This is a genomic window from Campylobacter sp. W0066.1, assembly GCF_024723635.1.
In the GTDB taxonomy this organism is placed as follows: Bacteria; Campylobacterota; Campylobacteria; order Campylobacterales; family Campylobacteraceae; genus Campylobacter_D; species Campylobacter_D lari_C.
This window is the reverse complement of sequence record NZ_JANQCW010000012.1, coordinates 18,988-45,667: the sequence shown is the minus strand read 5'-3', so window position 1 is coordinate 45,667 and position 26,680 is coordinate 18,988. Positions and strand designations below refer to the sequence as shown.

At 29.7% G+C, this 26,680-nt stretch carries 33 protein-coding genes, 1 tRNA gene and 1 other RNA gene; 23 read left to right on the top strand and 12 right to left on the bottom strand.

Annotated features, from left to right (window positions below; all coding sequences use genetic code 11):
• Positions 1 to 140, top strand: a 140-nt coding sequence (locus CAMP18497_RS05880; protein WP_337213113.1) for a rhomboid family intramembrane serine protease, incomplete at its 5' end; no start/stop codon positions are given.
• The gene (locus tag CAMP18497_RS05875) at positions 137 to 628 is read left to right on the top strand and encodes a SixA phosphatase family protein (protein ID WP_337213107.1); all 492 of its coding nucleotides are present in this window, start codon (positions 137 to 139) and stop codon (positions 626 to 628) included. The genes CAMP18497_RS05880 and CAMP18497_RS05875, both read left to right, overlap by 4 nt.
• Positions 629 to 1,049: 421 nt before the next feature.
• Here the strand turns inward: CAMP18497_RS05875 and CAMP18497_RS05870 are convergent, their stop codons facing one another.
• Complete coding sequence (locus CAMP18497_RS05870) at positions 1,050 to 1,232, bottom strand: molybdenum cofactor biosynthesis protein (protein ID WP_337213105.1); 183 nt, start codon at positions 1,230 to 1,232, stop codon at positions 1,050 to 1,052.
• 100 nt (positions 1,233 to 1,332) lie between these two features.
• On the opposite strand from CAMP18497_RS05870, the gene CAMP18497_RS05865 reads away from it, so the two are divergent.
• A complete protein-coding gene (locus CAMP18497_RS05865) occupies positions 1,333 to 2,400 on the top strand; it encodes a tyrosine-type recombinase/integrase (protein WP_337213103.1) in 1,068 nt (355 codons plus the stop codon).
• Positions 2,401 to 2,446: 46 nt separating this feature from the next.
• A complete protein-coding gene (locus CAMP18497_RS05860) occupies positions 2,447 to 2,815 on the top strand; it encodes a hypothetical protein (RefSeq protein ID WP_337213101.1) in 369 nt (122 codons plus the stop codon).
• Positions 2,816 to 2,817: 2 nt separating this feature from the next.
• Here the strand turns inward: CAMP18497_RS05860 and CAMP18497_RS05855 are convergent, their stop codons facing one another.
• Positions 2,818 to 3,675, bottom strand: a complete 858-nt coding sequence (locus tag CAMP18497_RS05855; protein WP_337213099.1) for a DMT family transporter — start codon at positions 3,673 to 3,675, stop codon at positions 2,818 to 2,820.
• A gap of 86 nt (positions 3,676 to 3,761) precedes the next feature.
• On the opposite strand from CAMP18497_RS05855, the gene murA reads away from it, so the two are divergent.
• On the top strand, positions 3,762 to 5,018 hold the full coding sequence (gene murA, locus CAMP18497_RS05850; protein WP_337213097.1) for a UDP-N-acetylglucosamine 1-carboxyvinyltransferase: 1,257 nt from the start codon (positions 3,762 to 3,764) through the stop codon (positions 5,016 to 5,018).
• Positions 5,015 to 6,175, top strand: coding sequence for a molybdopterin molybdotransferase MoeA (locus tag CAMP18497_RS05845; protein ID WP_337213095.1), 1,161 nt, complete (start codon positions 5,015 to 5,017; stop codon positions 6,173 to 6,175). Before murA ends, CAMP18497_RS05845 begins: the two co-directional genes overlap by 4 nt.
• A gap of 30 nt (positions 6,176 to 6,205) precedes the next feature.
• On the opposite strand, the gene CAMP18497_RS05840 is transcribed toward CAMP18497_RS05845, so the two are convergent.
• Positions 6,206 to 6,502: a hypothetical protein gene (locus tag CAMP18497_RS05840; RefSeq protein ID WP_337213093.1), complete on the bottom strand. Its 297-nt coding sequence runs from the start codon at positions 6,500 to 6,502 to the stop codon at positions 6,206 to 6,208.
• Between the two features lie 109 nt (positions 6,503 to 6,611).
• Between CAMP18497_RS05840 and CAMP18497_RS05835 the strand changes: the two genes are divergently transcribed.
• The 9 genes from CAMP18497_RS05835 (at position 6,612) to CAMP18497_RS05795 (ending at position 13,730) form a co-directional block, all read left to right on the top strand.
• Positions 6,612 to 6,686 (top strand) — tRNA-Gly (locus tag CAMP18497_RS05835).
• 71 nt (positions 6,687 to 6,757) lie between these two features.
• Entirely contained in the window at positions 6,758 to 7,426 is a 669-nt protein-coding gene (gene flgA, locus CAMP18497_RS05830; RefSeq protein WP_087700599.1) for a flagellar basal body P-ring formation chaperone FlgA, read from the top strand.
• A complete protein-coding gene (locus tag CAMP18497_RS05825) occupies positions 7,423 to 8,001 on the top strand; it encodes a UbiX family flavin prenyltransferase (RefSeq protein ID WP_337213090.1) in 579 nt (192 codons plus the stop codon). The genes flgA and CAMP18497_RS05825 overlap by 4 nt, the downstream gene beginning before the upstream one ends.
• The gene (gene coaD / locus CAMP18497_RS05820; protein ID WP_337213088.1) at positions 8,001 to 8,480 is read left to right on the top strand and encodes a pantetheine-phosphate adenylyltransferase; all 480 of its coding nucleotides are present in this window, start codon (positions 8,001 to 8,003) and stop codon (positions 8,478 to 8,480) included. Before CAMP18497_RS05825 ends, coaD begins: the two co-directional genes overlap by 1 nt.
• Positions 8,471 to 9,055, top strand: coding sequence for a dTMP kinase (tmk, locus tag CAMP18497_RS05815; protein WP_337213086.1), 585 nt, complete (start codon positions 8,471 to 8,473; stop codon positions 9,053 to 9,055). The genes coaD and tmk overlap by 10 nt, the downstream gene beginning before the upstream one ends.
• A complete protein-coding gene (gene hisS / locus CAMP18497_RS05810; RefSeq protein ID WP_337213084.1) occupies positions 9,048 to 10,274 on the top strand; it encodes a histidine--tRNA ligase in 1,227 nt (408 codons plus the stop codon). The genes tmk and hisS overlap by 8 nt, the downstream gene beginning before the upstream one ends.
• On the top strand, positions 10,271 to 12,100 hold the full coding sequence (gene speA, locus CAMP18497_RS05805; protein WP_337213082.1) for a biosynthetic arginine decarboxylase: 1,830 nt from the start codon (positions 10,271 to 10,273) through the stop codon (positions 12,098 to 12,100). Before hisS ends, speA begins: the two co-directional genes overlap by 4 nt.
• Positions 12,097 to 12,702, top strand: a complete 606-nt coding sequence (gene cysE, locus CAMP18497_RS05800) for a serine O-acetyltransferase (protein WP_337213080.1) — start codon at positions 12,097 to 12,099, stop codon at positions 12,700 to 12,702. Before speA ends, cysE begins: the two co-directional genes overlap by 4 nt.
• Complete coding sequence (locus tag CAMP18497_RS05795) at positions 12,699 to 13,730, top strand: UDP-N-acetylglucosamine--N-acetylmuramyl-(pentapeptide) pyrophosphoryl-undecaprenol N-acetylglucosamine transferase (protein ID WP_337213078.1); 1,032 nt, start codon at positions 12,699 to 12,701, stop codon at positions 13,728 to 13,730. The genes cysE and CAMP18497_RS05795 overlap by 4 nt, the downstream gene beginning before the upstream one ends.
• On the opposite strand, the gene CAMP18497_RS05790 is transcribed toward CAMP18497_RS05795, so the two are convergent.
• From CAMP18497_RS05790 to CAMP18497_RS05770, 5 genes are read right to left on the bottom strand one after another with little or no spacing between them, the layout of a single operon-like run.
• Positions 13,723 to 14,340 carry a YggS family pyridoxal phosphate-dependent enzyme gene (locus CAMP18497_RS05790; RefSeq protein WP_263727919.1) on the bottom strand — a complete coding sequence of 206 codons (618 nt, stop codon included), beginning with the start codon at positions 14,338 to 14,340 and terminating at the stop codon, positions 13,723 to 13,725. The genes CAMP18497_RS05795 and CAMP18497_RS05790 overlap by 8 nt on opposite strands.
• 6 nt (positions 14,341 to 14,346) lie before the next feature.
• Entirely contained in the window at positions 14,347 to 15,594 is a 1,248-nt protein-coding gene (locus tag CAMP18497_RS05785; RefSeq protein WP_039641436.1) for an RNA polymerase factor sigma-54, read from the bottom strand.
• Positions 15,594 to 16,319, bottom strand: coding sequence for an LPS export ABC transporter ATP-binding protein (gene lptB / locus CAMP18497_RS05780; protein WP_337213075.1), 726 nt, complete (start codon positions 16,317 to 16,319; stop codon positions 15,594 to 15,596). Before lptB ends, CAMP18497_RS05785 begins: the two co-directional genes overlap by 1 nt.
• Positions 16,312 to 16,719, bottom strand: a complete 408-nt coding sequence (gene tsaE / locus CAMP18497_RS05775) for a tRNA (adenosine(37)-N6)-threonylcarbamoyltransferase complex ATPase subunit type 1 TsaE (RefSeq protein WP_337213073.1) — start codon at positions 16,717 to 16,719, stop codon at positions 16,312 to 16,314. The genes lptB and tsaE overlap by 8 nt, the downstream gene beginning before the upstream one ends.
• A complete protein-coding gene (locus CAMP18497_RS05770; RefSeq protein WP_039618276.1) occupies positions 16,716 to 16,964 on the bottom strand; it encodes an RNA-binding S4 domain-containing protein in 249 nt (82 codons plus the stop codon). The genes tsaE and CAMP18497_RS05770 overlap by 4 nt, the downstream gene beginning before the upstream one ends.
• A 114-nt stretch (positions 16,965 to 17,078) precedes the next feature.
• Between CAMP18497_RS05770 and CAMP18497_RS05765 the strand changes: the two genes are divergently transcribed.
• From CAMP18497_RS05765 to rnpB, 8 genes are all read left to right on the top strand, one after another.
• On the top strand, positions 17,079 to 18,299 hold the full coding sequence (locus tag CAMP18497_RS05765) for an argininosuccinate synthase (protein WP_337213071.1): 1,221 nt from the start codon (positions 17,079 to 17,081) through the stop codon (positions 18,297 to 18,299).
• Positions 18,300 to 18,311: 12 nt separating this feature from the next.
• Complete coding sequence (rplI, locus tag CAMP18497_RS05760; protein WP_114640308.1) at positions 18,312 to 18,755, top strand: 50S ribosomal protein L9; 444 nt, start codon at positions 18,312 to 18,314, stop codon at positions 18,753 to 18,755.
• Positions 18,755 to 19,297, top strand: a complete 543-nt coding sequence (hslV, locus tag CAMP18497_RS05755; RefSeq protein WP_337213069.1) for an ATP-dependent protease subunit HslV — start codon at positions 18,755 to 18,757, stop codon at positions 19,295 to 19,297. The genes rplI and hslV overlap by 1 nt, the downstream gene beginning before the upstream one ends.
• Positions 19,294 to 20,613: an ATP-dependent protease ATPase subunit HslU gene (gene hslU / locus CAMP18497_RS05750; protein ID WP_133318898.1), complete on the top strand. Its 1,320-nt coding sequence runs from the start codon at positions 19,294 to 19,296 to the stop codon at positions 20,611 to 20,613. The genes hslV and hslU overlap by 4 nt, the downstream gene beginning before the upstream one ends.
• Positions 20,610 to 21,482 carry a GTPase Era gene (era, locus tag CAMP18497_RS05745; protein WP_337213067.1) on the top strand — a complete coding sequence of 291 codons (873 nt, stop codon included), beginning with the start codon at positions 20,610 to 20,612 and terminating at the stop codon, positions 21,480 to 21,482. The genes hslU and era overlap by 4 nt, the downstream gene beginning before the upstream one ends.
• The gene (locus CAMP18497_RS05740) at positions 21,472 to 22,482 is read left to right on the top strand and encodes a hypothetical protein (RefSeq protein WP_337213065.1); all 1,011 of its coding nucleotides are present in this window, start codon (positions 21,472 to 21,474) and stop codon (positions 22,480 to 22,482) included. The genes era and CAMP18497_RS05740 overlap by 11 nt, the downstream gene beginning before the upstream one ends.
• Positions 22,445 to 22,984 (top strand): hypothetical protein, encoded by a 540-nt coding sequence (locus tag CAMP18497_RS05735; protein ID WP_337213063.1) that lies wholly within the window; start codon positions 22,445 to 22,447, stop codon positions 22,982 to 22,984. The genes CAMP18497_RS05740 and CAMP18497_RS05735 overlap by 38 nt, the downstream gene beginning before the upstream one ends.
• Positions 22,985 to 23,010: 26 nt before the next feature.
• Positions 23,011 to 23,335: RNase P RNA component class A (rnpB, locus tag CAMP18497_RS05730), an RNA gene on the top strand.
• Here the strand turns inward: rnpB and CAMP18497_RS05725 are convergent.
• The 4 genes from CAMP18497_RS05725 to CAMP18497_RS05710 are packed head-to-tail and all read right to left on the bottom strand — an operon-like array spanning position 23,330 to position 26,573.
• On the bottom strand, positions 23,330 to 23,545 hold the full coding sequence (locus CAMP18497_RS05725) for a hypothetical protein (protein ID WP_257941661.1): 216 nt from the start codon (positions 23,543 to 23,545) through the stop codon (positions 23,330 to 23,332). The two genes, rnpB and CAMP18497_RS05725, sit on opposite strands and share 6 nt — an antisense overlap.
• A complete protein-coding gene (gene fliS, locus CAMP18497_RS05720) occupies positions 23,542 to 23,913 on the bottom strand; it encodes a flagellar export chaperone FliS (protein WP_257928202.1) in 372 nt (123 codons plus the stop codon). Before fliS ends, CAMP18497_RS05725 begins: the two co-directional genes overlap by 4 nt.
• Before the next feature lie 18 nt (positions 23,914 to 23,931).
• On the bottom strand, positions 23,932 to 26,229 hold the full coding sequence (gene fliD / locus CAMP18497_RS05715) for a flagellar filament capping protein FliD (RefSeq protein ID WP_337213060.1): 2,298 nt from the start codon (positions 26,227 to 26,229) through the stop codon (positions 23,932 to 23,934).
• Between the two features lie 2 nt (positions 26,230 to 26,231).
• Positions 26,232 to 26,573, bottom strand: a complete 342-nt coding sequence (locus tag CAMP18497_RS05710) for a FlaG family protein (RefSeq protein ID WP_263679419.1) — start codon at positions 26,571 to 26,573, stop codon at positions 26,232 to 26,234.
• Positions 26,574 to 26,680 lie beyond the last annotated feature (107 nt).

Sequence of the window (26,680 nt, the reverse complement as noted above, 5' to 3'; positions counted from 1 at the left end):
CCGCCACTAAAGGACTTATCGTAGCTATATTATTAATGAGTTTTGTACCTATTTTTATGGGTGTAAATATAGCTTGGTATGCACATATTTTTGGCTTTATATGTGGATATGCTTTGGGTAAATTTAAGGTTATAAGATGAAATATATTTATTTTATCCGTCATGCTAAAGCTCAAAAAGAAAACTACGATCAAGATTTGCAACGAGAGCTTAGCTCTAGTGGAAAAGATGATTTAAAAACTATGATTTATAGGATTAAAGATTTAGAATTTAAAGCTCAAAGCATTATTTCAAGTCCTGCTAGGCGTTGTATAAAAACAGCACAAAAACTTTGCAAAAGTTTTTCTTTAAAAGAAAAAGATATTAAGATAGAAAAAAACTTTTATGATGGTAATTTAGAAGATGTATTAAAATTTATAAAAGAATTAAAAGAGAGTAGGGTAGTGCTAATTATGCACAATCCTTTATTGCAAGAACTTTGTGAATATTTAGCCCATATAGATTTAGAAAATTTTCCAACTTCTGCTATTTTATGTATGCAATTTGATATAAAAGAATTTAAAGATATAAAAGAACACAGCGGGGAAGTTGTGTTTTTTGATTATCCTAAAAGTCAAGAAAATAACTAATCTACATTTTTAAACTTCAAATTTATTTAAGCAAAAATATAAACTAAAATTTAGTTGAAATAAAAAATATACGTCTTTAGTCTTTTATAGCTACATAAAATAACTTATAATATTTTTCAAAAAATTATACTTATTTTTTTATGGATAAATTGTTTTCATCCAAAAATTAAAATGCCTTAAAATACTATATTATAGGTACTTTTAAATATATTTTACTTATGTATAAACAGATAAATATAAAAGTTTGAAAATTATAGTTTTCAATACAAAATATATATAATTTCAAGATTTTACTATTTATCATATAATTTTACATATATATTAAGTTTAAGTTAAAATATTTTTATAGACTAAAAAAGCTAAAATGATGAGTAAAAAGGAAAATAAATATAAAAGTTTAGCTTGTAAGGAATTTTTGGTTTTATTTGGATTTTTGGATTAATCTTGAAAGTTGTCTTGCTAAAAGTTTAGCACTATTTTCATCTTTACTAAGTTTTTTCATATTTTCTCTAAATTCATAAAGTCTTTTTTCTTGTGCAAAGTCATTGTTTGAAGTATTGTTTTGTTTTATTTGCTTTTGCGTAGTTTTTTTCTTAAAAAACATGTCATCACCCTATTTTGTTTTTATAATTATAGCTTGATATTTTTTAAGTAAGATTTTTTTATAATTTTTTAAGCTGTTTTAGAAGTTTTGGAGACTAAAAATGAAATATCCTCTAGATTGTGAAGAAAATTTTGAAAAGTCATTTTTATTTTGGCTTTGTAGATATGTGAAATTTAAGCTTAATTCTTTATCAAATAAGGAATTAAAAGACCCTCAAGCTTTGGCTATAGTAAATTTAGCTCTAAGCAAGGGTGTTAAAAATATACAAGAGCTTGATGCTTATGTAAAAAAAGCAAGAAATGCAGGACTTAGCGGTGTAAATACGTATTTTAATCCTTTGAAAAAACTTTATGAGTATTTGTTATTTTACAAGCTTTATTCACTAAAACAAATCGACGAAGAGCTTTTAGTGGAAATTTTAGCAAGTATTAGCGCTTCTTTATCTGATGCGAGTAAAAAAAATTATCGCATAGCTGTGATTAATTTTTTTGCATTTTTAGATAAACAAAATGAAGAAGATCAAAAGGCGCACATTTTTGATATCAACCTTAAAAATTGGGCGGGTATAAGTGGTTCTAAGGGAGTTAAGCTACCTGAATATATGAACGAAGATGAAGTGAGTAAATTTTTAGATGCTATTGATAATACGGATTTTAAAAGCAATACTATACGCAATCGCTTGATTATTAAAATCATCATTTTTACAGGAATTAGGGTTAGTGAGGCTATTAATATAAAATTAAAAGATATTAGCGAAGAAAATGATCTTTATATTATACGCATTAGGGCTAAGGGTAATAAATACCGCGTTGTGATGATTAAAAAAGAGCTTATAGAACACCTTTTAAAAGATGTAAGGGTAAATTATCTTTCTTGTGATGGGCTTTTGTTTGTCAATCGCAATGGTAAAGCCCTAACCCAAGCTTATGTTTCGCGCATAGTAGAGCAAATTTTATTTAAAGCAGGAATTCGCAAGCAAAAAAATGGAGCTCATATGTTAAGACACACTTTTGCTACCCTACTTTATAAAAAGCAAAAAGATTTAGTTTTAGTCCAAGAAGCACTAGGCCATGCAAGTTTAAATACTTCAAGAATTTACACACATTTTGATAATGAAAAGCTAAAATTAGCCGCAGAAGTAGCAAAAAAACTTCACGATAGAAATTAATTTTTTATAAAAAATCCGATATATCCTTTAAAAGAAAGGATATATCATGCAAATAAATGATTATATTAGTAAAATCAATCCTTATGTTTTAAACACTCAAAAAGAAGAAAAAGAAAGCAAAGAGAGCAAGAATTTTATAGAGTTTAAATTCACTCAAGGTATAAAAGAACTTGAAAAAAGTGTTAAAGAAAGTCAAAATGGAGAAAAATCAGAAGATGAGTTAAGTAAACTTTATAAAGAACTTTCTAAAATACAAGCTAAAATAACAGAATTAAATGCAAAATTACAGTCAAGCCAAGATCCACAAAAAGCTCAAATGATCAATTCTCAAATTCAAAGTTTAAATTCGCAAATGCAAAGCATTTATGCAAGAATAACCCAAATGTTATCTCAAACCATGCAAGCTATGCAATGACTCTAATGTTTTTTAGCATTTAAAAACACACTAAGAATGATCAAAGCAAAAGCAAAAAGATCAATCACGCTATAAATAGTTCCTAAAAATAAAAAACTCATAAAAGCAGCAGCCACAGGTTCTATACAAGCTATCATACTAGCTTTAAAAGCTCCTATTAATTCAACTCCTTTTAAATATAAACAAAAAGCCCCTATTGTACCTATAAATACAATCCCACTCATAGCCAAAAAGGAATTTAAAGAAAAATCATGTTTTGGGATATTTCCTTGTAATAATACAAAAAGTAAAAAAGAAGCAAATAAACTAGCCAAACCCATGATTAAAAATAAGCCATATTTTGCTATGATAAGTCTAGCACTCAAAGAATAAAATGCCACTCCAAGAGCTCCAAAAAAAGCCCAAATAACACCTCTTATGTCAAGTTTTAATGCATTAATATCCCCATTTGTTATAAGTAAAAATAAGGCAAAAAGTATTAAAAACAAAGCGATTAGCTCTATTTTTTTAGGTAAAATTTTATTTTTAAAACACATAAAAAGCATTATGATTAATGGTGCGTTGTATTGTATCATCGTGGCAGTTCCTGCATCGGTATAATAAATAGCTTTAAAATAACCATATTGAGTTATCAATAAACCAAAGATAGAAAAAATTAAAAGAGAGCTAAGTTCTTGTTTTTGCTTTAGTAATTTTAATTTAAATTTTTTTGCACCCAAAATTATTAAAATAACGCCAGTAAAAAGCAAACGATAAAAACTTACCCATTCAGCAGAATAATGATTTTTAAACAAATATTCAGCCAAAACTCCACTTACAGCCCAAAATATCCCACCAAGTATGACTAGAAAAACTCCCAAAAAATACCTTTAATCTTATTAATTTATATAATATTTGTAGTAAAATATTATTATATCATTAAATGTATATATTTTAAGGAAAATTAATGACTTATTTAGAGATTGATGGTGTTGAAAAATTAAATGGAGAAGTGATAATAAGCGGTGCAAAAAATGCTGCACTCCCTTTGATAGCTTCAAGTATTTTAGCTAAAAATGAAGTTCAAATTTCAAATTTACCAAATGTAGCAGATATTTGCACCCTACTTTCTTTGCTTGAAAATTTAGGAGCAAATTATACTTTTAAAGACAATTTTGCAAAAATAAATACAAAGCATTTAAATAAAACCATAGCAAAATATGACATCGTGCGTAAAATGCGTGCTTCTATACTTACCTTAGGGCCTTTACTAGCTAGATTTGGAAATTGCGAAGTTTCTTTACCAGGAGGTTGTGCTATAGGCCAACGCCCTATTGATTTACATCTTTTAGCTTTAGAAAAAATGGGAGCTAATATTGAGATCAAGCAAGGTTATGTGGTAGCTAGCGGAAAGCTTAAGGGTGCTGATGTGATGTTTGATAAAATCACTGTTACAGGTAGTGAAAATATCATCATGGCAGCAGCTCTAGCTCATGGCAAAACTAGACTTTTAAATGTTGCTAAAGAGCCTGAAGTGGTGCAACTTTGTAAGGTTTTAGCTAGGGCTGGGCTTGATATACAAGGCATAGGATCTTCTGAGCTTGAAATTTATGGTACAAGTGGAGAACTTTTAGAATTTAAACCTTTTGAAATCATTCCTGATCGTATTGAAGCAGGAACTTATTTGTGTGCAGGAGCTATCACTAACTCAAAAATCACTCTAAAAAAAGTCAATGCAAGCCATCTTAGCGCAGTTTTGGCAAAGCTAGAGCAAATGGGTTTTAGCTTTGATATTAATGAAGATAGTATTAGTATAAATCCTGCTAAAGAAATCAAACCGGTTGAAATTTTAACTAGCGAATACCCAGGCTTTCCAACGGATATGCAAGCACAATTTATGGCTTTAGCTTTAAAAGCAAATGGTACAAGTATTATTGATGAAAGATTATTTGAAAATCGTTTTATGCATGTAAGTGAGCTTTTAAGAATGGGAGCTGATATAAGATTAAACGGGCATATTGCTACTATAAATGGTACTAAAGAGCTTTTGGGAGCTGATGTTATGGCTACTGATTTGCGTGCATCTTCTGCTTTGATTTTAGCGGCTTTAGCAGCTAAAGGCACAAGTAAAATTCATAGAATTTATCATCTTGATAGAGGGTATGAAAATTTAGAAGAAAAATTTAAAAAACTAGGCGCAAGTATAAGAAGGCTTGAAGAATGAGAGATATTTTTGCAACTTTAGATTTTTTAAAAGAACAAATCAAAGCAAAAAATGAATTTCAAAAAGTAAATTTAACACAGGCTTTGGGGTGTATTTTGTATGAAGATGTTTTTGTGAAAAAAAACCTACCCGCTTTTGATAATTCAGCCCTAGATGGTTATGCGCTAAATTATACACATAAGAATGAATTGCTAGAAATAAAAGGAAGTATTTTAGCAGGCGATAAGAATGATTATATTATAGAAAAAAATGAATGCTATAAAATCATGACAGGGGCTAAAATTCCTAAAAATGCAAATACCATTTTAATGTTTGAAGAAGCTTTGCTTGAAGATGAAAAGCTCAATGCTAAAAACGCTAAAGAAAACAATGCTATCCGTTTTAAAGGCGAGGAAGCAAAGCTTGGAGAGCTTTTGTTCAAAAAGGGACAAAAAATCACTTCAGGTATGATAGCTATGCTTGCTGCTCAAGGAATTTATGAGCTAAAAGTAGTTAAGAAAATGCGTATTGGAATTTTTTCAAGTGGAGATGAGCTTGTAGAGCCTTGGGAAAATGCTGATGAATACAGCATATATAATGCAAATGCTTTTGGAATTTATGCTATTTTGCAAGATTATGCTGATGTTGAGTATTTAGGACTTATAAAAGATGATTTAAATGTATATAAAAAGCTTTTAGAAAATAAAGAATTTGATATGCTTATAAGCAGTGGTGGAGCTAGCGTGGGTGAGGCTGATTTTATCAAGCAAGCTTTGCTTGAGTGTGATTTTAGCCCTATTTTTGAAAAAATCAATGCTAAACTTTGTAAGCATGTAAAACTTTTTAGCAAAAGTGATATGCTTTTTCTAGCTCTACCAGGAAATCCTTTGGCTTCTTTAGTTTCAACGCATATTTTTGCAAAAAATATACTCAATTTACTTTATGGTAAAGAACTTTTGGAATTTGATAAAGCAAGATTGACTAAAGATTTAAATTTCAAAGGCCAAAGAAATGATTTTGCTTTTGGAAAATTAGTCGATGGATATTTTAAACCAAGCGAATCTAAATTTGGCTCAGGTATGCTAAAACCTTTATGTGAAAACACACATATTTTAATCACGCAAGTAGATGACACAAAATTAGCAAAAGATCAAGAAATTAAAGTTTTAAAAATTTAATAGGGTATTGCGCTACCCTATTTTGAATGATTAATTTCTTGCTTTATCTAAGGTTTTAAAAAGATTATTTAAGATATTTTCTTCATTTTTTTGGTATTTACTTTGACGTAATTTCTCCCAAGCATATACACTATAATCTTTAGAAATTGAACCTGTATTTAAATCTGTATTACTAAAAGCATTGTTGCTATCTTTTTTATACTCTTTTTCTTCTTTGTCTTTAAGTGCATTAAGTGTAGCTTGAAATTCATCTGAAGATGTGTTTTTTTCTTTGATTTTTGTCATATTATTTAGGGCTAGTGGACTATTTTTATCATTTACTTGCATGAGAACTCCTTTTTTAAAATTTAATAACTATAAGCAAAAAACATTCCTTAATTTTAAAAACTTGACAATAAAATAAAGTTTTGATAAAATCACACTCTACTTTCAAAGTGCGGGAATAGCTCAGGGGTAGAGCACAACCTTGCCAAGGTTGGGGTCGCGAGTTCGAATCTCGTTTCCCGCTCCACTTCTTTTAACTAAAATCAAACTTTTTTAATGTATTATATGATTAATATATTTTTATAAAAGGTTACTGTATTGTTTTTTAAGCAAATCATTCTAGTTTTATTTTTCTATACTTTAAGTTTTGCTTCGAATTTTGATGAAGTAAAATTAGCTTTGATTAAAGAATTTAAGACAAATTATCCGCAACTAGAAATCATTTCTTTAGATCTTAACACTCAATCAAGTTTGCCTGCTGATTTTAATCAATACATTTTTTTAAAACTAGGTAATCATAATTTTGATAGAGCGGATGGTTTTGTAAAGGCTGAATTTAAAACTCCAGAGCAGTTTAAAAAAAATATATTTTTTAAGTATTTTTTAAAGGCAAAATTAGAAGTTTTGCAAACCACGCGCCCTATTGCGCGCAATGAAAATTTAAGTCCTGCCAGTTTTAAAATTTTAAAAATTCCTTTTGATAAAGCTCCTCAAGGTGTATTAAAAAAAGATGAAATCGCAAATTTAATAGCCAAAAGCAATATAAGAGAAAATATGATTTTAAAATATAATATGTTTAAAACCAAAACCCTTATACAAAGAAATGATTCTGTTTATGGGGTTATCAAAGATGGGGATTTAAGCATGATAATAGAATTAAAAGCCTTGCAAAGCGGGAATTTAAACCAAAGAATTCGCCTTAAAAATAAAGATGGAAAAGTCGTGCATGGTAAAGTTATTAGTAAAAATTATGTGGAGCTAAAATGAGAAAAATTTTAGTAGGTATTTGCGGGGCTAGTTCTTGTGAACTTGGTTTTTTATTGTTAAAACATTTAAAAGAAAAAGGGCAAATTTATGCCATTGTGAGTAAAAATGCAAAAATAAGCTTTACAAAAGAAAATTCTCTTTTAGAAAATATAGACTTTTTGCAACACATAAAAGATAAATTTGAGCTTGAACATGTAAATTTTTTAGATAATGAAGATATTAGTCAATGCGTTGCAAGTGGATCTTTTGGTATAGAAACGACTTTTATCACACCTTGCTCGATTAATACTTTGGCAAAAATTGCTTGTGGTATAAATGATACTTTGCTTACAAGAGCTGCAGGAGTGGCTTTAAAAGAACGCAAAAAACTCATACTTGGGGTAAGGGAAATGCCCTATTCTACTTTAAATTTAGAACAAATGGTTAAACTTTCTAGCTATGGAGTTATCATCGCTCCTCCTGTAATGGCAAGTTATGCTAAGATTGATAATTTGGAAAAACTATATGAATTTATCATAGGAAAATGGCTTGATCTAGCAAATATTGAGCATAATTTATATCAAAGGTGGCAATAATGGCTAGTTGTATATACCCAGGGACATTTGATCCTATCACTAATGGACATTTAGATGTGATCGTTCGAGCTAGCAAGATGTTTGAAGAAGTAATCGTTGCCATAGCTAAAAGTGAGAGTAAAAAGCCTATGTTTAGCTTAGAGCATAGAGAAAAAATGGTAAAAATTGCTACAAAAGACTTAAAAAATGTTAAAATTACAACTTTTGATAACTTACTAGTAGATCTTGCTAAAAATTTGCAAATAAATATCATTATAAGAGGCTTAAGAGCGGTGAGTGATTTTGAGTATGAATTACAACTTGGTTATGCAAATCACATGCTTTGGGAAGATTTTGAAACTATATATCTTATGCCGAATTTAAAAAATTCCTTTATTTCAAGCTCCATAGTAAGATCAATTTGTATGCATAATGGCGATGTGAGTAAGCTTGTGCCAAAAGAAATTATACCTTTATTAAAGGAGAGAGATTGTATATAGCTTTTGAAGGGGTTGATTGTGTAGGCAAAAGTACGCAAATAGAGCTTTTAAAAAAATATTTTCATAATGCATTTTTTACCAAAGAACCAGGTGGAAGTGAGCTTGGAGTGCATTTGAGAAAAATTTTATTAGAAAGTAAAATGCAATTTTCTAAAAAGGCTGAGCTTTTGCTTTTTTTAGCAGATAGAGCAAATTTAATCGACATGCATTTAGCGCATAATAAAAACAAACTTATCATTTCAGATCGTAGTTTTATTTCAAATATGGCTTATGCAAGATGTGATTTTGATCAAAATATTTTATTTGAGTTAAATTCTTTTGCCACAGGTGGACTTTTTCCACAAAAGGTTGTATTTTTACATGGTTCTAAAGAGCTTATTGAGCAAAGACTTTCTAAAAAAGATTTAGATAGTATTGAAAAAAGAGGGATTGAGTATTTTTTAAATATACAAAAAGCTTTAGAAGAAACTTTAGAGTTTTTAAAAACTAAGATAGATATAAAAATTTTAAAATTAGATGCTTCTTTGAGTATTGAAATTTTACATGAAAAAATTAAGGATTTTATAGATGATTAATGCTTTAAAAGGAATGAAAGATTTACAAGATGATCAAGCTACTCTTTATGAAAAAGTGGTAAAAACTTGTGAAGAAGTAGCTAAAAACTATGGTTTTACTTTTATTAATTGTCCGCATTTAGAACTTACTAAGCTTTTTAAAAGAAGTGTTGGAGAAAGCTCTGATATAGTTGGCAAAGAAATGTATGAATTTGTTGATAAAGCAGGCAATGATGTGTGTTTGAGGCCTGAAGGGACAGCTGGGGTGGTAAGATCATATATAGAAGCTAAAATGGACAAGGCTCAAAGTGTTAAAAGATGGTTTTATCATGGCTCTATGTTTCGCTATGAAAGGCCACAAAAAGGAAGATTGCGTGAATTTCATCAATTTGGAGTAGAAAGCTTTGGCATAGCAAGTGTGTATGAGGATGCGAGCATTATTTTAATGCTAAATGAAATTTTTAAACGCTTAGAAATTCATACAAGCTTGAAAATTAATTCTTTAGGCTGTAAAGAATGTATGGGTGTATATAAAGAAAAACTCATAGCTTTTTTAAATTCTAAAGAAGGTTTTTGTGAAGATTGCTTAAGAAGAAAAGACTTAAATCCTATTAGAGTGCTTGATTGCAAAAATGATCATTGTCAAAGTTTAATCGAAAATGCGCCAAAACTAAGTGAAAATTTATGTCCATGTTGTAAGAAAGATTATGAAAAATTACAAAAACTTTTAAAAGAAAATAATGTTGAGTTTGAATGTGATGAGAAATTAGTGCGCGGGCTTGATTATTATTCTAAAAGTGCATTTGAGTTTGTTAGTGATGAAATCGGTGCAAAGGCTGCTGTGGCAGGTGGTGGAAGATATGATAGATTAATTGAATACTTAGATGGTAAAAGTGGCTATGGCGTGGGTTTTGCTATGGGTATAGAAAGGATTATGGCTATTTTAGAGCAAAAACAAAGCGTAAAAGCTAGAGAAGGAATTTATCTTTGTGCCATGGATGAAGCTTATATAGATACTATTTTTAAATTAGCAAATACTTTAAGAAAAAAACATAAAGTATATATAAGTTATGAAGCAAAAAAACTTGCAAAGCATTTAAATCAAGCAGATAATGCTAATGCTAAAATCTTTTTGTGTATAGGTGAAGATGAAATGCAAAAAGAAGAGATTTTTTATAAAAATTTAGATAGTAAAGAAAATAAAAATATAAAATTAGCAGATTTGGAGAATGAGTTATGATTGATTATGGTATTAATATTTGGGGTGCGAATAATTTTATCATCGAAAATGGCAAAGTATGTGTAAATCATGGTAAAAAACCTGCCATTATAGATATAGTAAATACTTTGCGTGATGATGGTTATAAGGGACCGTTATTGCTTCGTTTTCCTCATTTAATCCATAAGCAAATTGAGCAAATTTATGAAAAATTTTCTAAAGCAAAAAAAGAATTTAACTACAAAGGTTCTTTTAATGCTGTATATCCTTTAAAAGTCAATCAATATCCAGGTTTTGTAAAAAATTTAGTTAATTTAGGTAAAGAATACAACTATGGCTTAGAAGCAGGAAGTAAGGCTGAGCTTTTACTAGCTATGGCTTATAATAATGAAGGCGCTCCTATAACAGTTAATGGTTTTAAAGATAAAGAACTCATAAATATGGGCTTTATAGCGTGTGAAATGGGTCATAATATCACTTTAACTATGGAAGGGCTTAATGAGCTTGAAGCGATGATTGAAATTGCTAAAAATCGTTTTAAGCCAAAGCCAAATATAGGCTTAAGGGTGCGTTTGCATTCAGCTGGGGTAGGAATTTGGGCAAAAAGTGGTGGTATAAATTCAAAATTTGGTTTAACATCCACTGAGCTTATTGAAGCGGTAAATCTTTTAAAAACTAATAAACTTTTAGATCAATTTACTATGATACATTTTCATTTAGGCTCGCAAATTACTGAAATTCATCCTTTAAAAAAAGCCTTAAATGAAGCGGGTAATATCTACACTGAGCTTAGAAAAATGGGGGCAAAAAATTTAAAAGCTATTAATCTTGGCGGGGGTTTAGCAGTAGAATACTCTCAGTTTAAAAATGAAACAAGTAGAAATTACACCTTAAGTGAGTATGCAAACGATGTTGTGTTTATTTTAAAAGGCATTGCAGAGCAAAAAAAAGATTTAGAGCCTGATATTTTTATAGAAAGTGGGCGTTTTGTAGCGGCTAATCATGCTGTTTTAGTGGCACCTGTTTTAGAGCTATTTTCTCAAGAATACACAGAAAGCAAACTTTTATTAAAAGATAAAAATCCAAAACTTATTGATGAACTTTATGATTTGTATAAAAATATTAAAGCTTCTAATGCACTTGAGTATTTACATGATAGTATTGATCATATGGAGAGTATTTTAACCTTGTTTGATTTGGGTTATGTAGATTTACAAGATCGCTCTAATAGTGAAATTTTAGTGCATTTGATTATGAGAAAAGCTATTTCTTTGGTGGGTGATCAAGCTGATTTATCAAGTTTGCAAAATGAAGTACAAGAAAAATATTTAGTGAATTTTTCAGTATTTCAGTCTTTACCTGATTTTTGGGGTTTAGACCAAAATTTCCCTATCATGCCGCTTGATAGGCTTAATAAAAAACCCACAAGAAGTGCAAGTATATGGGATATAACTTGCGATAGTGATGGGGAAATTTCTTATTCTAAAGATAATCCTTTGTTTTTACATGATATTGATGTAGAAGCTGAAGATTATTTTTTAGGATTTTTCCTAGTGGGAGCTTATCAAGAAGTCCTTGGTATGAAGCACAATCTTTTTACACATCCAACCGAAGCTTGTATAAGTATTAATGAAAAGGGTTTTGAAGTAGAAAGTGTGCTAGAGGCTCAATCTATTTTAGATACCTTAGAAGATCTTGATTATGATATTCATGCAATTATGGATAATATTAATGAAAAAATTTATGCTTCAAAACTTGTAAATGAAAATCAAAAAAAGCATATTTTGGGTGAAATTTATTTATTTTTAAATGATAATGGATATTTAAAAAGCATAGGTTCTAAATGAGTATTTTTAAACTAATCAAAGAAGATTTTTCTATGCCAAAACAAAAAGATCCTGCATATAGATCTTGGGTAGAATTAGTTTTTAACTATCCTGGTGTTTGGGCTGTGGTGAATTATCGTTTTGCGCATTTTTTTTACAAAAAAGGTTTTAAAAAAATAGCAAGGATTATTAGTGGAATTTCACAGTTTCTTACCGGAGTTGATTTACACCCTGGAGCTACGCTAGGTAGAAGGATATTTATAGATCATGCAAGTGGGGTTGTGATTGGCGAGACTTCTATCATAGGTGATGATGTTTTGATTTATCAAGGTGTTACTTTGGGCGGAACGAGTTTAGATAAAAATACTAAAAGACACCCTACTATAGAAGATGGCGTAGTAATAGGCTCTGGGGCTAAAATTTTAGGTAATATCACCATAGGTAAAAACGCCAAAATAGGTTCAAATGCAGTTGTATTAAAAGATGTTGGGTCAAATTTAACAGCTATTGGCATACCTGCTTATATTAAAGAATATGGTAAGATTGATTATGAAGAAAAAATCGCTAAATTAGAAGCAAGGCTTGCTATTTTAGAAGAAAAGATAAATAAAGAGGATAAATGATAGCAATTACAGGTGGAGGCACAGGAGGACATTTGGCTATAGCTAGATGTTTATTGCAAAGTGCAAAAGAACAAGGTTTAGAGTGTATTTACATAGGAAGTGAAAATGGCCAAGATAGACTTTGGTTTGAAAATGAAGATGGTTTTTATAAAAAATACTTTCTAAGTTCTCAAGGCGTTGTTAATAAAAAAGGCTTAGCTAAGGTTCAATCGTTTTTGCATATTGTAAAACTTGCAAGAAAAACAAAACAAATTTTAAAAGAACATAATATTAAAGCAGTTTTTAGTGTGGGTGGATATAGCAGTGCTCCAGGCGCTTTTGGTGCTTTAATGGCAAATATCCCACTTTTAATCCATGAGCAAAATTCAAAAATAGGAAGTTTAAATTCACTTTTAAAGCCTTTTTCTAAAGCTTTTTTTACTGCTTTTGATGATCAAGTTAATAAAGCAAATACTTTCTTTTGTCCTTATCCTATTAGTGAAATTTTTTCACAAAAAGCAAGAGTGAGAAAAGAATTAAAAAATATTATTTTTCTTGGTGGATCTCAAGGGGCTAAATTTATAAACGATCTTGCCTTAGAAAATGCTTTATACTTTAAAGAAAAAGATATAAATATCATTCACCAATGTGGTAAGAATGATTATGAAAGATGTAAAAAAGCTTATGAGGATTTAAATGTTAATGTAGAGCTTTTTGACTTTGATAAAAACATTATAGATAAAATTTCTAAAGCAGATTTAGCTATATCAAGATCAGGTGCAAGTAGTCTTTTTGAGCTTAGTGCAAATTTGCTTCCTTGTATTTTTATTCCTTATCCATATGCGGCTAAAAATCATCAGTATTTTAATGCTTTGTATTTAAAAGAGCGTAATTTGTGTGAAATTTTAACTCAAGAAGAGAAACATCAATTTTTAAATTTGGTAGAAAATTTCTCACTAGAAGAAAAATCTATAGCCTTGCAAGAGTTAAAAAATGAAAATGGTGCAGATTTTATGATAGAAAAAGCAAAACAAATGGGGTTTATTTAAATAAAATACTCCCCAAACGCACCATATTTGAGCCACATTTTATAGCTAGTTCAAAATCCCCACTCATACCCATAGAGCAAATTTTTGCCCCGTGTTTTTGTAAATTTTCATAGATTTTAAAAGTTTGCTCAAAACTTTCTTGAACTTTTTCCTCATCCATAGAACCTATACACATAATACCTATAAGGTTTAAATTTTTACACTCTTCTTGTATTTGCAAATACTCTTCTATGGCCTTATTTTGCTCTATGCCACTTTTAGAACTTTCATTGGCAGTATTTATTTCTAATAAAGTATCTAATTTATAATCAAGTCTTTTATCTACAGCTTTGGCGCTTTTTAAGCCATTACAAGATTGCCAAAGTAATGGGTTTTGTTTGATTAAAAGATTGATTTTATTACTTTGAAGATTACCTATAAAATGCCATTTGATTTTTAAGTCTTGAAGTTTTTCTTTTTTTAAAGCTAAAGCTTGGACTTGATTTTCTCCAAACTCTATAACACCTTGCTTAAAAAGCTCTCGAATTTGCTCATCTTGAACATACTTGCTAGCTGCTACTAAACGTACATTTTGTTTTATGGTTTTTTCAAAAATACTTTCTAAATTCATCTTTTCCTACATCAATTCATATAATTTTTTACGCTCACTTGAGCTTCCTATACCAAGTTGCATACGATATTTAGTGATAGTTCTACGCCCTAGTTGCACACTTGGGAATTCTTTTTGAGTGAGTTCAAGAATTTTTAAATCACTCAAAGGTTTTTTAGGATTTTCTTTTTTAATTAAATTACTAAGAAAATCTTTAATAGTTGCATTAGAAGTTTCACCATCATCAACTGCAGTAGTAAAGAAAGACTTTAAGGGTATTAAGCCTCTATCACAACTTAAGTATTTATTTGCAATTGCTCTTGAAATGGTAGAGGCATTTCTTTCAAGATCTTGTGCTAAGTCTTTAAGTTGCATAGGTTTGATATCTCCGCCCATGAAAAAATCATATTGATATTCTATAATCATAAGCCCTAGTTTATAAAGGGTAGCTTTACGCATGGCTAGTGCATCGATTAAATTTTTAGCATCTTTTAAATAAGCACTTAAAAACTCATGATCTAAACCATCTGCTTCAAAAGCAATTTCAGGGTAATAATCATCATTAATTTTAATTTTAATTTCACCATTTTCTTGATAAATAAATATATCAGGAATGATTTCCATGCTCTCTTCAAAATACTCTAAAAAAGGCGGAATAGAGATTTTTTTAATTATCGCTATAGCCTTTTTATATAAAGGATCTTTGATAAAATCTTTTGCATTTTCTAAATTTAAAATTAACATTTTACAAAACTCATAAAGCTCATCATCTAAGTCAAAATGCTCTAATGCAAAAATAAAAGCTTCTTGATTGTCTTTTGCCCCTACTCCAACGGGATCAAGATATTTAAATCTTTGTCTGATTTTTTCTACTTCTAGAGGATCAAATTCACCTAAAATTTCTTCATCATACTCAAAATAACCTTCATGATTTAAACATTCTATGATTTTTTCAGCAATGGTTTGGGATTTTTTAGTAGGAAAAAATGGTGGTATGATTTGCTCGCTTAAAAGTTCATACACATTTTTTACTTCTAAGCTTTTTGCATCAATCATTTGCGTGGTGGTATTTTTACTAAAATATTCTTGATAATATTTGTTTTGATTGTTTGTAATGCTTGAGTTTTCTTTGATCTCTATAAAAGGATTTTCTTTAGCAAATTCATCTAAGCTTTCTTTTAGATCTTCAATGTTAGCTTGCAATATAGGAAGCCAAGATCTTAAGGTTTGTGATAGTTTTGCTTTTTGTGTTATAGAGGTTTTTTGTTTAAGCATTATTCAAGTCTAAACTCACTTCCAAGATAGTATTTTTTAACATCTTCATTATGTGCAATTTCATTAGCATTGCCACTAGCTAGCAACCTTCCACTTCTAATTACATAAGCTCTATCGCAAATTGCTAGAGTTTCTCTTACATTATGATCAGTGATTAAAACACCTATATTCATAGCTTTTAAGTCATTAATTAAGCTTTGAATTTCACTCACTGCGATAGGATCAACCCCAGCAAATGGTTCATCAAGAAGTAAAAATTTAGGATCACACATAAGCGATCTTGCGATTTCACAACGCCTTCTTTCACCCCCGCTTAAACTCATACCTTTTCTATGTCTAATAGGTTCTATGCTAAGTAATTCTAGCATTTGTTCTATCTTTTGTTCTAATAAATTTTTATCCTTATATATTACTTGGGCGGCTAAAAGTAAATTTTCTTCTACGCTTAAGTCTTTAAAAACACTACTTTCTTGAGGTAAATACCCAATGCCAAGCTTTGCTCTTTTATTAAGCGGTTCTTTTGTGATATCTTGTGAGTCTAAAAACACCTGCCCACTTGTTGGCAAAATAAGCCCACATATCATATAAAAACTTGTAGTTTTTCCTGCTCCATTAGGCCCTAAAAGTCCAACAACTTCCCCACTTTGTACTTCTAGTGAAACATCGTGTATGATTTTTGTTTTTTTAATGATTTTTTCTAAATTTCTAGCTTCTAGCTTATTCATGTATTATATACTTTCTTTTATTTTCATAAGGAATGATTTGTAAAATTATATTAAAAATTTGATACTTATCTAAGTATTTTTTTAATTTTTCATCACCCCACTCTACCAAATGCAAACCCTCTTCAAAAAAATTTTCAATCAAACCATTTTTTAAAAGTCCATCAAAACCTTCTTGATAAATATCATAATGATACATTTTACCTTGTTGAAAATCATACTCTTGCATGATAGAAAATGTAGGAGAATTAAGCGTTTTTTCTATTTTAAGAAATTGAGCATAGTTTTGCACCAAAGTAGTTTTACCGCTTGCTAAATTCCCTTGAAGTAAAATAACTCCATTTTTAGGCAAAATTTCACAAAGCTTGTAAAGCTCATTTTGGCTTAAAATCATTTCTTTCATTGAATTTTTACCACATATTTTTCTTGCATAGCTTTTGGTATGCTTTTGGTTGTTGGTATGTCTAAAACTTTATAAATATTAGTATATTCTATGAATTTAATGCTTATTTCATCGCCAATTTTTACTTCTTTACTAGCTTTAACTACTTGATTGTTTATACTTACTACGCCACTTTTGCACATATCCTCTGAAATAGCACGGCGCTTAGTGATATTAACTACATTTAAAAACTTATCTATTCTCATAAAAATATTTTATCAAAAAATACAAGAAAATGTTATAAAATGTTTAAATATTTTACATTATATTAAGCTAAATTCGTTAAATTTTACAATCATTTTTTACAAAGAGGAAAGACAATGAAAAAAGATATCAAAAAAGTGGTTTTGGCATATTCTGGTGGACTTGATACAAGTATAATTTTAAAATGGCTACAAGATGAGTATAAATGTGAAGTAGTAACTTTCACAGCAGATATTGGACAAGGTGAAGAGCTTGAGCCTGCTAGAAAAAAAGCACTTTCTTTGGGCGTAAAAGAAGAAAATATTTTTATTCAAGATTTAAAAGATGAATTTGTAAAAGATTATGTGTTTTCTATGTTTAGAGCAAATGCTATTTATGAAGGAGAATATTTACTAGGTACAAGTATAGCAAGACCTTTGATAGCAAAAGCTTTAGTAGAAATAGCAAATAAAACTAATGCAGATGCTATTAGCCATGGAGCAACTGGTAAAGGAAATGATCAAGTGCGTTTTGAATTAGGTGCTTTGGCACTAAATCCAAATTTAGCCATCATTGCTCCTTGGAGAGAATGGGATTTAAATAGCCGTGAAAAACTCTTAGCTTATGCACAAAAACATGGTATTGATATAGCTAAAAAGCCAGGTAAGTCACCTTATTCTATGGATGCAAATTTATTGCATATTTCTTATGAGGGTTTAGTGCTTGAAGATCCTGCGGCTAAACCTGAAGCGGATATGTGGCGCTGGGTGAAAGATTTAAAAGAAACTCCAAATGAAAGCGAAGTGATAGAGCTTGAGTTTAGTAAAGGTGATTTGTGTGCTATTAATGGAGAAAAAATGACTCCTGCACAGCTTTTAGCAAAACTTAACGAACTTGGTGCAAAACATGGTATAGGTCGTCTTGATATTGTCGAAAATCGCTATGTGGGTATGAAAAGTAGAGGTTGCTATGAAACTCCAGGTGGAAGTATACTTTTAAAAGCACACCGTGCTATAGAAAGTATCACACTTGATAGAGAAGCAGCACATTTAAAAGATGAATTGATGCCAAAATATGCAAGTTTAATTTATAATGGCTATTGGTTCTCACCTGAAAGATTAATGCTTCAAGCCTTAATTGATGAGTCACAAAAATATGTAAATGGTAAAGTTAAACTTGAATTATATAAAGGTAATGTAATGATAATAGGCAGAGAAAGTGCGAATGATAGTTTATTTAGTGAGGCTTATTGTACTTTTGAAGAAGATGCTGTGTATGATCAAAAAGATGCAGCAGGTTTTATAAGATTAAATGCTTTAAGATTTATCATCGCAGGTAAAAATGGAAGAAAATTTTAAAAAAGGAAAACAATGAAAGTATTATTGATTAAAGATGTAAAAAGCTTAGGAAAAGCAGGAGAGGTTAAAGAAGTAAAAGATGGATATGGACAAAATTTTTTAATTGCCAAAGGTTTTGCTAAGGCTGCTACACATGAAGTTTTAAAACAATATGAAGCAGAGCAAAAGAAAAAGGCAGAAAATTTAAGATTTGAGCTTGCAAATTTGGAAAAATTAAAAGAGGAATTATCTAAAATCACTATTTGTATAGCTAAGCCTGTGGGAGCTAATGGAAGCTTGTTTGGTGGGGTTACTAAAGATGAAATTGCACATGCGCTAAAAGAGCAAAAAGGCATAGAGCTTGATAAAAAAAGCCTAGAATGTGATACTATAAAAGAACTTGGCGTGCATGAAATTTCAGCAAAATTAGGCCATGCGATTCATGCTGTATTTAAGCTAGAAGTTAAAGGAGAATAATGTTTCACGCAACTACAATTTTAGCTTATAAAGGTAAAAATAAGTCTGTAATTGGCGGAGATGGACAAGTAAGTTTTGGAAATACTGTTTTAAAAAATAATGCAGTTAAAATTAGAAAATTAAACAATGGAAAAGTATTAGTAGGCTTTGCAGGAAGCACTGCTGATGCTTTTAATCTTTTTGATATGTTTGAAAAACTACTTTCTAGTTCTAAGGGTGATTTATTAAAGGCTGCAATAGATTTTTCAAAAGAATGGCGTAAGGATAAATACCTAAGAAAACTTGAAGCAATGATGTTAGTATTAGATAGAAATCATATATTTTTACTTTCAGGAACTGGAGATGTAGTAGAGCCTGAAGATGGCGCTATAGCAGCTATTGGTAGTGGGGGTAATTATGCACTTTCTGCTGCAAGAGCTTTAGCTAAACACTCAAGTTTAGATGAAGAGGAATTAGTCAAAGAAAGCTTGCAAATAGCTGGTGAAATTTGCATTTATACTAATACAAATATTAAAACTTATGTAATTGAGGATGATAAATGAATTTAACTCCAAAAGAGATTGTGAAATTTTTAGATGATTATGTAATTGGACAAAAAAATGCTAAAAAAATCATAGCAATTGCTTTAAGAAATCGTTATAGAAGAATGCAGCTTAGCCCTGAACTTCAAGATGATATCATGCCAAAAAATATTTTAATGATAGGATCAACTGGGGTTGGTAAAACAGAGATTGCAAGACGCCTTGCTAAGATGATGGGACTTCCTTTTGTAAAAGTTGAAGCAAGTAAATATACTGAAGTTGGTTTTGTTGGACGTGATGTAGAAAGCATGGTTAGAGATTTAGCTAATGCTGCTTTAAATTTAGTAAAAAATGAGGAAAAAGAAAAAAATAAAGACAAAATTAATGAATTTATAGAAAATAAGATTTTAGAAAAACTTTTACCGCCTTTACCAAAGGGTGTTAGCGAAGAAAAACAAGAAGAATATCAAAATTCTTTAGAAAAAATGCGCGTGAAATTAAAAGCTGGTGATTTAGATGATAGTACAATAGAAGTTGAAATTTCACAAAGCGTGTTTGATACTAATCCAAATTTACCACCTGAAATGGGTGCTATGCAAGATATAGTAAAAGTTATTGGTGTGGGTAATAAAAAAGTTAAAAAAGAAATGAAAGTAAAAGATGCAAGAATAGCTCTAGCTCAAGAAGCAAGTGAGAAAATTCTTGATATGGAAAGCATTAAAGGCGAGGCTTTAAGAAGAGCAGAAAACGAAGGGATTATTTTTATCGATGAGATAGATAAAGTAGCAGTTTCAAGCTCCAATTCAAACCGCCAAGATCCAAGCAAAGAAGGGGTGCAAAGAGATTTACTTCCTATAGTTGAAGGTAGTACTATACAAACTAAATTTGGACCTTTAAAAACTGATCATATTTTATTTATTGCAGCAGGTGCTTTTCATCTAAGTAAGCCAAGTGATTTAATCCCTGAACTTCAAGGGCGTTTTCCTTTAAGAGTTGAGCTTGATTCATTAGATGAGGATGCTTTATATGCTATTTTAACAAGACCTAAAAATTCATTACTAACACAATACATTGAGCTTTTAAAAACTGAAAATGTAGAGCTTGTTTTTGAAGATGAAGCTATTAGAGAAATAGCAAAAATAGCAAGCAAGGCCAATGAAGAAATGCAAGATATTGGCGCAAGACGTTTACATACAGTAGTGGAAAAACTTTTAGAAGATATTAGTTTTGAAGCAGATGAATACGCAGGTAAGGTATATAAAATAGACGATTTTAAAGTGCAAGTTAAGCTTGGAGATATCATAGAAAATAAAGATTTAGCTAGGTACATCTTGTGAAAAGTGGCTTTATAAGCATAGTGGGTAGAACTAATGCGGGAAAAAGTTCTATCCTAAATTCTTTATTAGAAGAAAAAGTTGCTATGGTTTCTCATAAGCAAAACGCTACAAGAAGAAAGATTAATGCGATCATAATGCATGAAAATCATCAGCTTATTTTTATAGATACACCAGGTTTGCATGCAAGCTCTAAGGCTATGAATCAGCTTATGATTGATTTAGCGATTAAAAGCATTGCTGATTGTGATGTGATTTTATTTGTAGCTAGTATTTATGATGATATTAAAGATTATGAAAATTTTTTAAGTTTAAACCCTAAAGTGCCACATATTGTATTAATCAATAAGGTTGATTTAGTAAAAAAAGAGGTTTTGCTTAAAAAATTAAGTGAGTATTCTCAGTTTAGCTCACATTTTAGTGCTATTATCCCCTATTCTGCTAAGCAAAAATTTTATAAAAAAATTCTTTTAGATGAGACGATTAAGTATTTGCCTGAACACCCGTATTATTTTGATCCTGAGTTTATTACTACAACAAATGAAAAGGATATTTATAGAGATTTTATCTTAGAAGCCATATATGAAAATTTAAGTGATGAAATTCCTTATAGCACTGAAGTAAAAATAGAAAAAATCAAAGAACTAGAGCAAATTTATTATATTAACGCTATCATCATTACAGATAGTAATTCTCACAAAGGAATGATATTAGGTAAAGATGGTGCTACAATTAAGCGTATAGGTAAAGAAGCTAGGGTTAAAATAGAAAAATTAGCACAAAAAAAGGTAATGCTAAAATTATTCGTTCAACTTGAGAAAAATTGGCACAAAAACGAGCAAAACCTTAAGAAAATACTTTATGATGAGTAAGAAAACTATTCTAAAAGATTTTCTTGCTTATGAAAAGCTTTTATATATTAAATTTGCAAATCCTATTAGCGAAGATGAAATTTTAAAAAAGAGCTTTGAGGAGCTTGGTCTTAAAGATGATTTTTCTTATAAGCTAAAGTATTTTCAAGATAAATCTTTTGCATATGTATTCTTGTGCAAGTATGAAGATATTTTAGATATTGATTATATAATACCAGAACCCCTGCTTTTTGAAGTGTATTTTAAGAACGATGTAAATAGTGAAAATCTTGCATTATTGTTTAAGAAAAAATACATAGTTTTAGTGGAGTATTTAGGATGTGATTTTCAAAATTGTAAAGTTATACCATTAAATGTTTATGATAAAATATATGAAGAAAAATTAAAAAATACTTATAAGCACATTATAAGCATAGATGATACTCAAAATCTTAGTAGTTTTGATAAATTTAATAGTAATATTTTTTATCAAAAATTGTTAAAAAATTGCGATCAAGTCAAGATTAATTTTACCAACAAAGAAAAAATAAATCATTTAAAATCTTTTAGTTTTAAGATTTTATTGGCTTTTGTTTGTGGAGTTTTACTAGCTTTAGCTTATCCTTTGTATTTGTATACACAAAAATCATTTTATGAAAATGAGAAAACAAAATATGAAAATTTAATAAAAAAACAAGATGATATTTTAGAACAGGTAAAAATTAATCAAAAGCAAAATCAAGAGTTTAAAAAACTACAAGAAGAAAATGAGTTAAAGGTTGATTTGTTGCAAAAATTTTATACAAATACACTTTGTTATAAAGATTTTTATAATTTTTTAAAAGTTTTAAATTCTCATCAAGCTTATATAGAGGCTTTGCATGTTAAAAATAATGATTTTATTATAGAGCTTAAAAATGACTATGAATTTTATGAAGATTTTAAAAAGCATCATTTTGTATTAAAAAATAAAGAAGTTAATAATGGAAAAATCACTCTTGTTTTTGAAAAATCTTTATAAAAATTTAGAAAATATCTTTGCTAAGTTATCTGAGCGTGAATTTATATTGTCTTTGATAGTTGTTTTTGTTTTTGGTTTTTTCATGGTTTATATGGGTGTTTTTGACTATTTTGAAAAACAAATGAAGTTGTCAAAAGATGAACTATATAATTTACAAACAAAATACGAGCAAAAACAAGAAGTGATTTCTGATTTAAAAGAAGATGAAAATATATCTTATAATGATCGCTCGTTTTTAAGCATAAATAAAGATTATCAAAGTATCCTAAAGGATATAGAAAAGAATCTTAGTGGAATTCAATCTTTGCAAATTCAAAGTTACAAAAGTCAAGATGAATATTTTGCTTATTATGAATTAAGATTAAGTTTTGTTGGCGATTTTATTTTTTTAACGCAGTTTTTGCAAAAATTAGATCCTTATATAAAAGTTAAAAATTTAGAACTTGTAAAATATAAAAATAAATTAAAAATTACATTAAATCTTGTTTTTGCTCTGGTATAAAAATAATTTTTTTGGTAGAATTTGTCTAAACATGGCAAGCGATCGCTTCTTTTTGAAGAGGAAAGTCCGAGCTGCAATAAGACAAAGATTCCATCTAATGGATGGCTAGGGCAACCTAAGGGAAAGTGCAACAGAAAGAAAACTACCATATTTTATATGGAAAAGGTGAAACGGTAGAGTAAGAGCCTACCAGTAGCTTTGGTAACAAAGCTAGCTATGTAAACCCAATCTGCAGCAAGAAGGGGTGGTTTTTGTCTTATAATATAACCCTTCGCTTGAACTTGTTTGTAAAAACAAGTCTAGATAAATGATCGTTCTTGACAGAACTCGGCTTATAGCCATGTTTTACTTTATGTAAGCAGAAGCTTTTTTGAGTTTTTGTAAATTAACAGCTATTTCATCTTGCTTTTTTTTCATAAAAGCTATCGCTTCATTAGTTAGCGCTAAAGCCTCATTGGGGCAATCTTTATAATCCGGTTTTTCCATAAGTTTAACTATTTTTTCTACATCTTCAGTATAAACAGCTAGTTTAAACTCATCAATCCATTTTTTTTCACTCATTTTTGGTGTACTTCTCTCCAAGCTTCCAATAAGCCTTTTACTACATTTATTACTTCATCCACTCTTGCTTCATTGTTTTCTATGTTTGCTAAAGAAAGAAGTTGTAATTCTCTAGTGTATAAGCCACTTAAATAATGTGCTACTTCGCCGCCCTTGTCATAATCAAGACAATTTAACAATTCAATAAAAATAGCACTAGCTCTTTTTACATAATACACTCTTTCTTCTATATTTTCATTTTGTATAGCTATTTTTATCCTACTTGAAAAGCGTAAAATCCCACTATATAGCATTTCTATAAGTTTCTCTTGGGATTCTACACCAGTTTGATTTTGTGAATATGCGCTATAAACTGCACTATTTAGCATTTAAACCCTTTCTTTATTTTAAGAATTTTGATTATTTGCTGCATTAATCATATTTGCAATAACACTTGCTTGGTTATTTAGTTTTGCAATGATACCATCATATGCTGCCCATCTTGACCACATTGTATCATATCTACTTTCTATGGAAGCTTTGGTGCTTTCTATGGTTTCATTTAGATTTTTTGATTCTTTTGTTAAAGATTCTTTGTAACCTCCAAATGAACCTTCAGAACTCATTATTTCACCCATGGTATTTTTTAGCATACCAAAAGTTCCAGTTTCTTCTTTATAAACTGAATATAAGGTTCTAGAACTTAAACCAAATTTTTTCAAAAATTCATTATCACCTTGAATTTCTAAGTTACTACCTGAAGTTCCTTTGATTTTAAATTGAATTTGTTGATTTTGATTACCTTGGTTAATGATTTCAAAGCTAGCCTCTAAACCTTCTAAGCCAAAACTATTTATATGATCAACCAAATTTTTAGCTTTTTCAATATCATCTGCACCTGTTAATACAAAAGGATCTCCATTTGGAGTTTTGCTTAAATCTATGGTTGTATCATTATAAGTGATAGTAAAACTACCTTCTTTAAATTCTATATTTTCACTGCCAAGATTACTTACTCTATCACCAGCTAAATCAATATCTTCAAAACCATTACTTCCTACGAAAAATTTTTCAGCTAATTCAGGATCTTCGCTAAATTTAGAGTTAAATTTTCCTGAATCAAAAGATAAAACACCATCATTTAACGTTAAGCCATAATCAGCCAAAGATAAACTTACTTTAGAGGAAACTTCAATCCCTTCTGAACTTTCACTATCACCAACTGTAACAGTTCCATCTACTGTTATAGTTTGAAGTAAAATATTGTTTATTTCAGATTTTATATTATAAATTTCGCTAACACCTACGAAATTTCCTTTTGTACCTGCATCAGGATCGTACTTTGTTGCTGCGTTAAGATTTATCATTAAATCATTATAAGCAGTAGCTAAACTTTCTAAAGATTGCGCAAGTGCTTCAGTGTCTTGAGAAACGTTAAAAGTTATCTCTCCTTTTTGTTTTAACTCTAAGGTAACATCTGGAGCTATATCAGTGATAGTATTAGTTGGTCTTGTCATTTTAACACCATCTACACTAAAGATAGCGTCCATGCCTTTTTGGATATGGTTTTCATTATCTGCTTTTACATTATAACCTTGCGGTGTACTTGTATCTAATTCAATACCAAATTTATCTTTCAATAATGAAGTAGCTTTGCTATCTCTAGCATAATTAGCTTGATCTATATTGCCTTCAGCATCAGTTGCATAACCACCATCAAAAAGACTTAATTGTCCACCATTGGTAGCTCTAAAAGTAAAAGTATTTCCTTCTCCAAAGCTTAATTCAACTTTTCCATTGGTTTGTTTTTTTAAATCTTCTGCTAAACTTTTATAAGTAGTGTTCTCGTCTATGTCAATGGTAAATCTATCATATCTTTCACCATTTTTAATAACAAAAGTAAAAGAGGTTTTTTCACCAGAACCAAGTAGTTTATCGTCAGGATTTCCACTAAATTTTCCGCTTATTTTATCTTTATTTTCTTCTCCAGCACCTATTGGTCTAAAACCATACAAACCACCAGCGCTAATGCTATTTTTATCAAGTCCCCAACCCATAGCATTTAATAGATCTTCATCACCTGAAAAAGAAATATTATTTTTAGTTCCTGTTTCAGTGCTTTGTACTACTAAGCGGTATGGATTATCTCTATCTCCTGTATTAACTATTTTAGCTTCTACTTTTCCACCTGTTGCGGCATTTATTTTTTCTGCAAGCTGAGATACAGTAGTGCTTTCATCAATATCGATTTTATAATCTTTTCCATCTTGGGTAATAGTAAAAGAAGTTTTGCCATCTGTGCCTTTTATACCTAAACTACCCATTACAGTAGCAGTCTTATCTTTAAATCCATTACTTTGATATACGTCTTTTTGTGCAAGTTGATCAACAATAACTTTCATGTTTGTAAGATTAGATAAAGATCCTACTACTAAGCTTGCAGCAGCGCTATCTCCACTTACGCTAGGTGATACTTTTTTCTTGTTAAATTGTGAAGCATCACCTAAGCTATTTACGGCTGTTTGAAACGCAAGTAGCTTAGCTTCAAGTTCCGCTAGGTCTTTTTGTCTTGAAGTATTAGTTTCAAGCTGTGAGTTATAAAGACCTAAATGCGCATTCATTTCTGCTTCTTTTAGCTTGTTTAATGTATCGCTTGTTAAAACTCCTGAACCTATTCCTAAACTTCCTAAACTACCTACTGCCATAATTAACTCTCCTTATCAAAAATAGTGCCAATAACACCTTGAAAATGTTCTATTAGCTTCATAACTTCCTCGCTAGGAATTTTGCGTATTAACCTACCAGTATCTTTTTCGGTTACACTAACATACATTTCATTGATTTTATCATTATATGCAAAACGTACGTTTGTTTCTAGCGTTTCCATTTGATTATTAAGTTTTTCTGTTGCATTTTTCAATTTTTCATTTAAATTCTCATCTTGATTATTTAAATTAGTTTGCTGTTGATTTTCTTGAGATACTTTTCCAGTACTTTTTGTATTAAATTGTGCTGTGTTTGCATCCCTTTGAATATTTCCAATGTCCATTTTAAACTCCTTTTTAAAAGACTTTAAAATACTCTATCGACATAATTTTAAAAAACTTAATATTTAGATTAAAAATCTCTATATTATTAATAAGCAAAAAGTGTTCT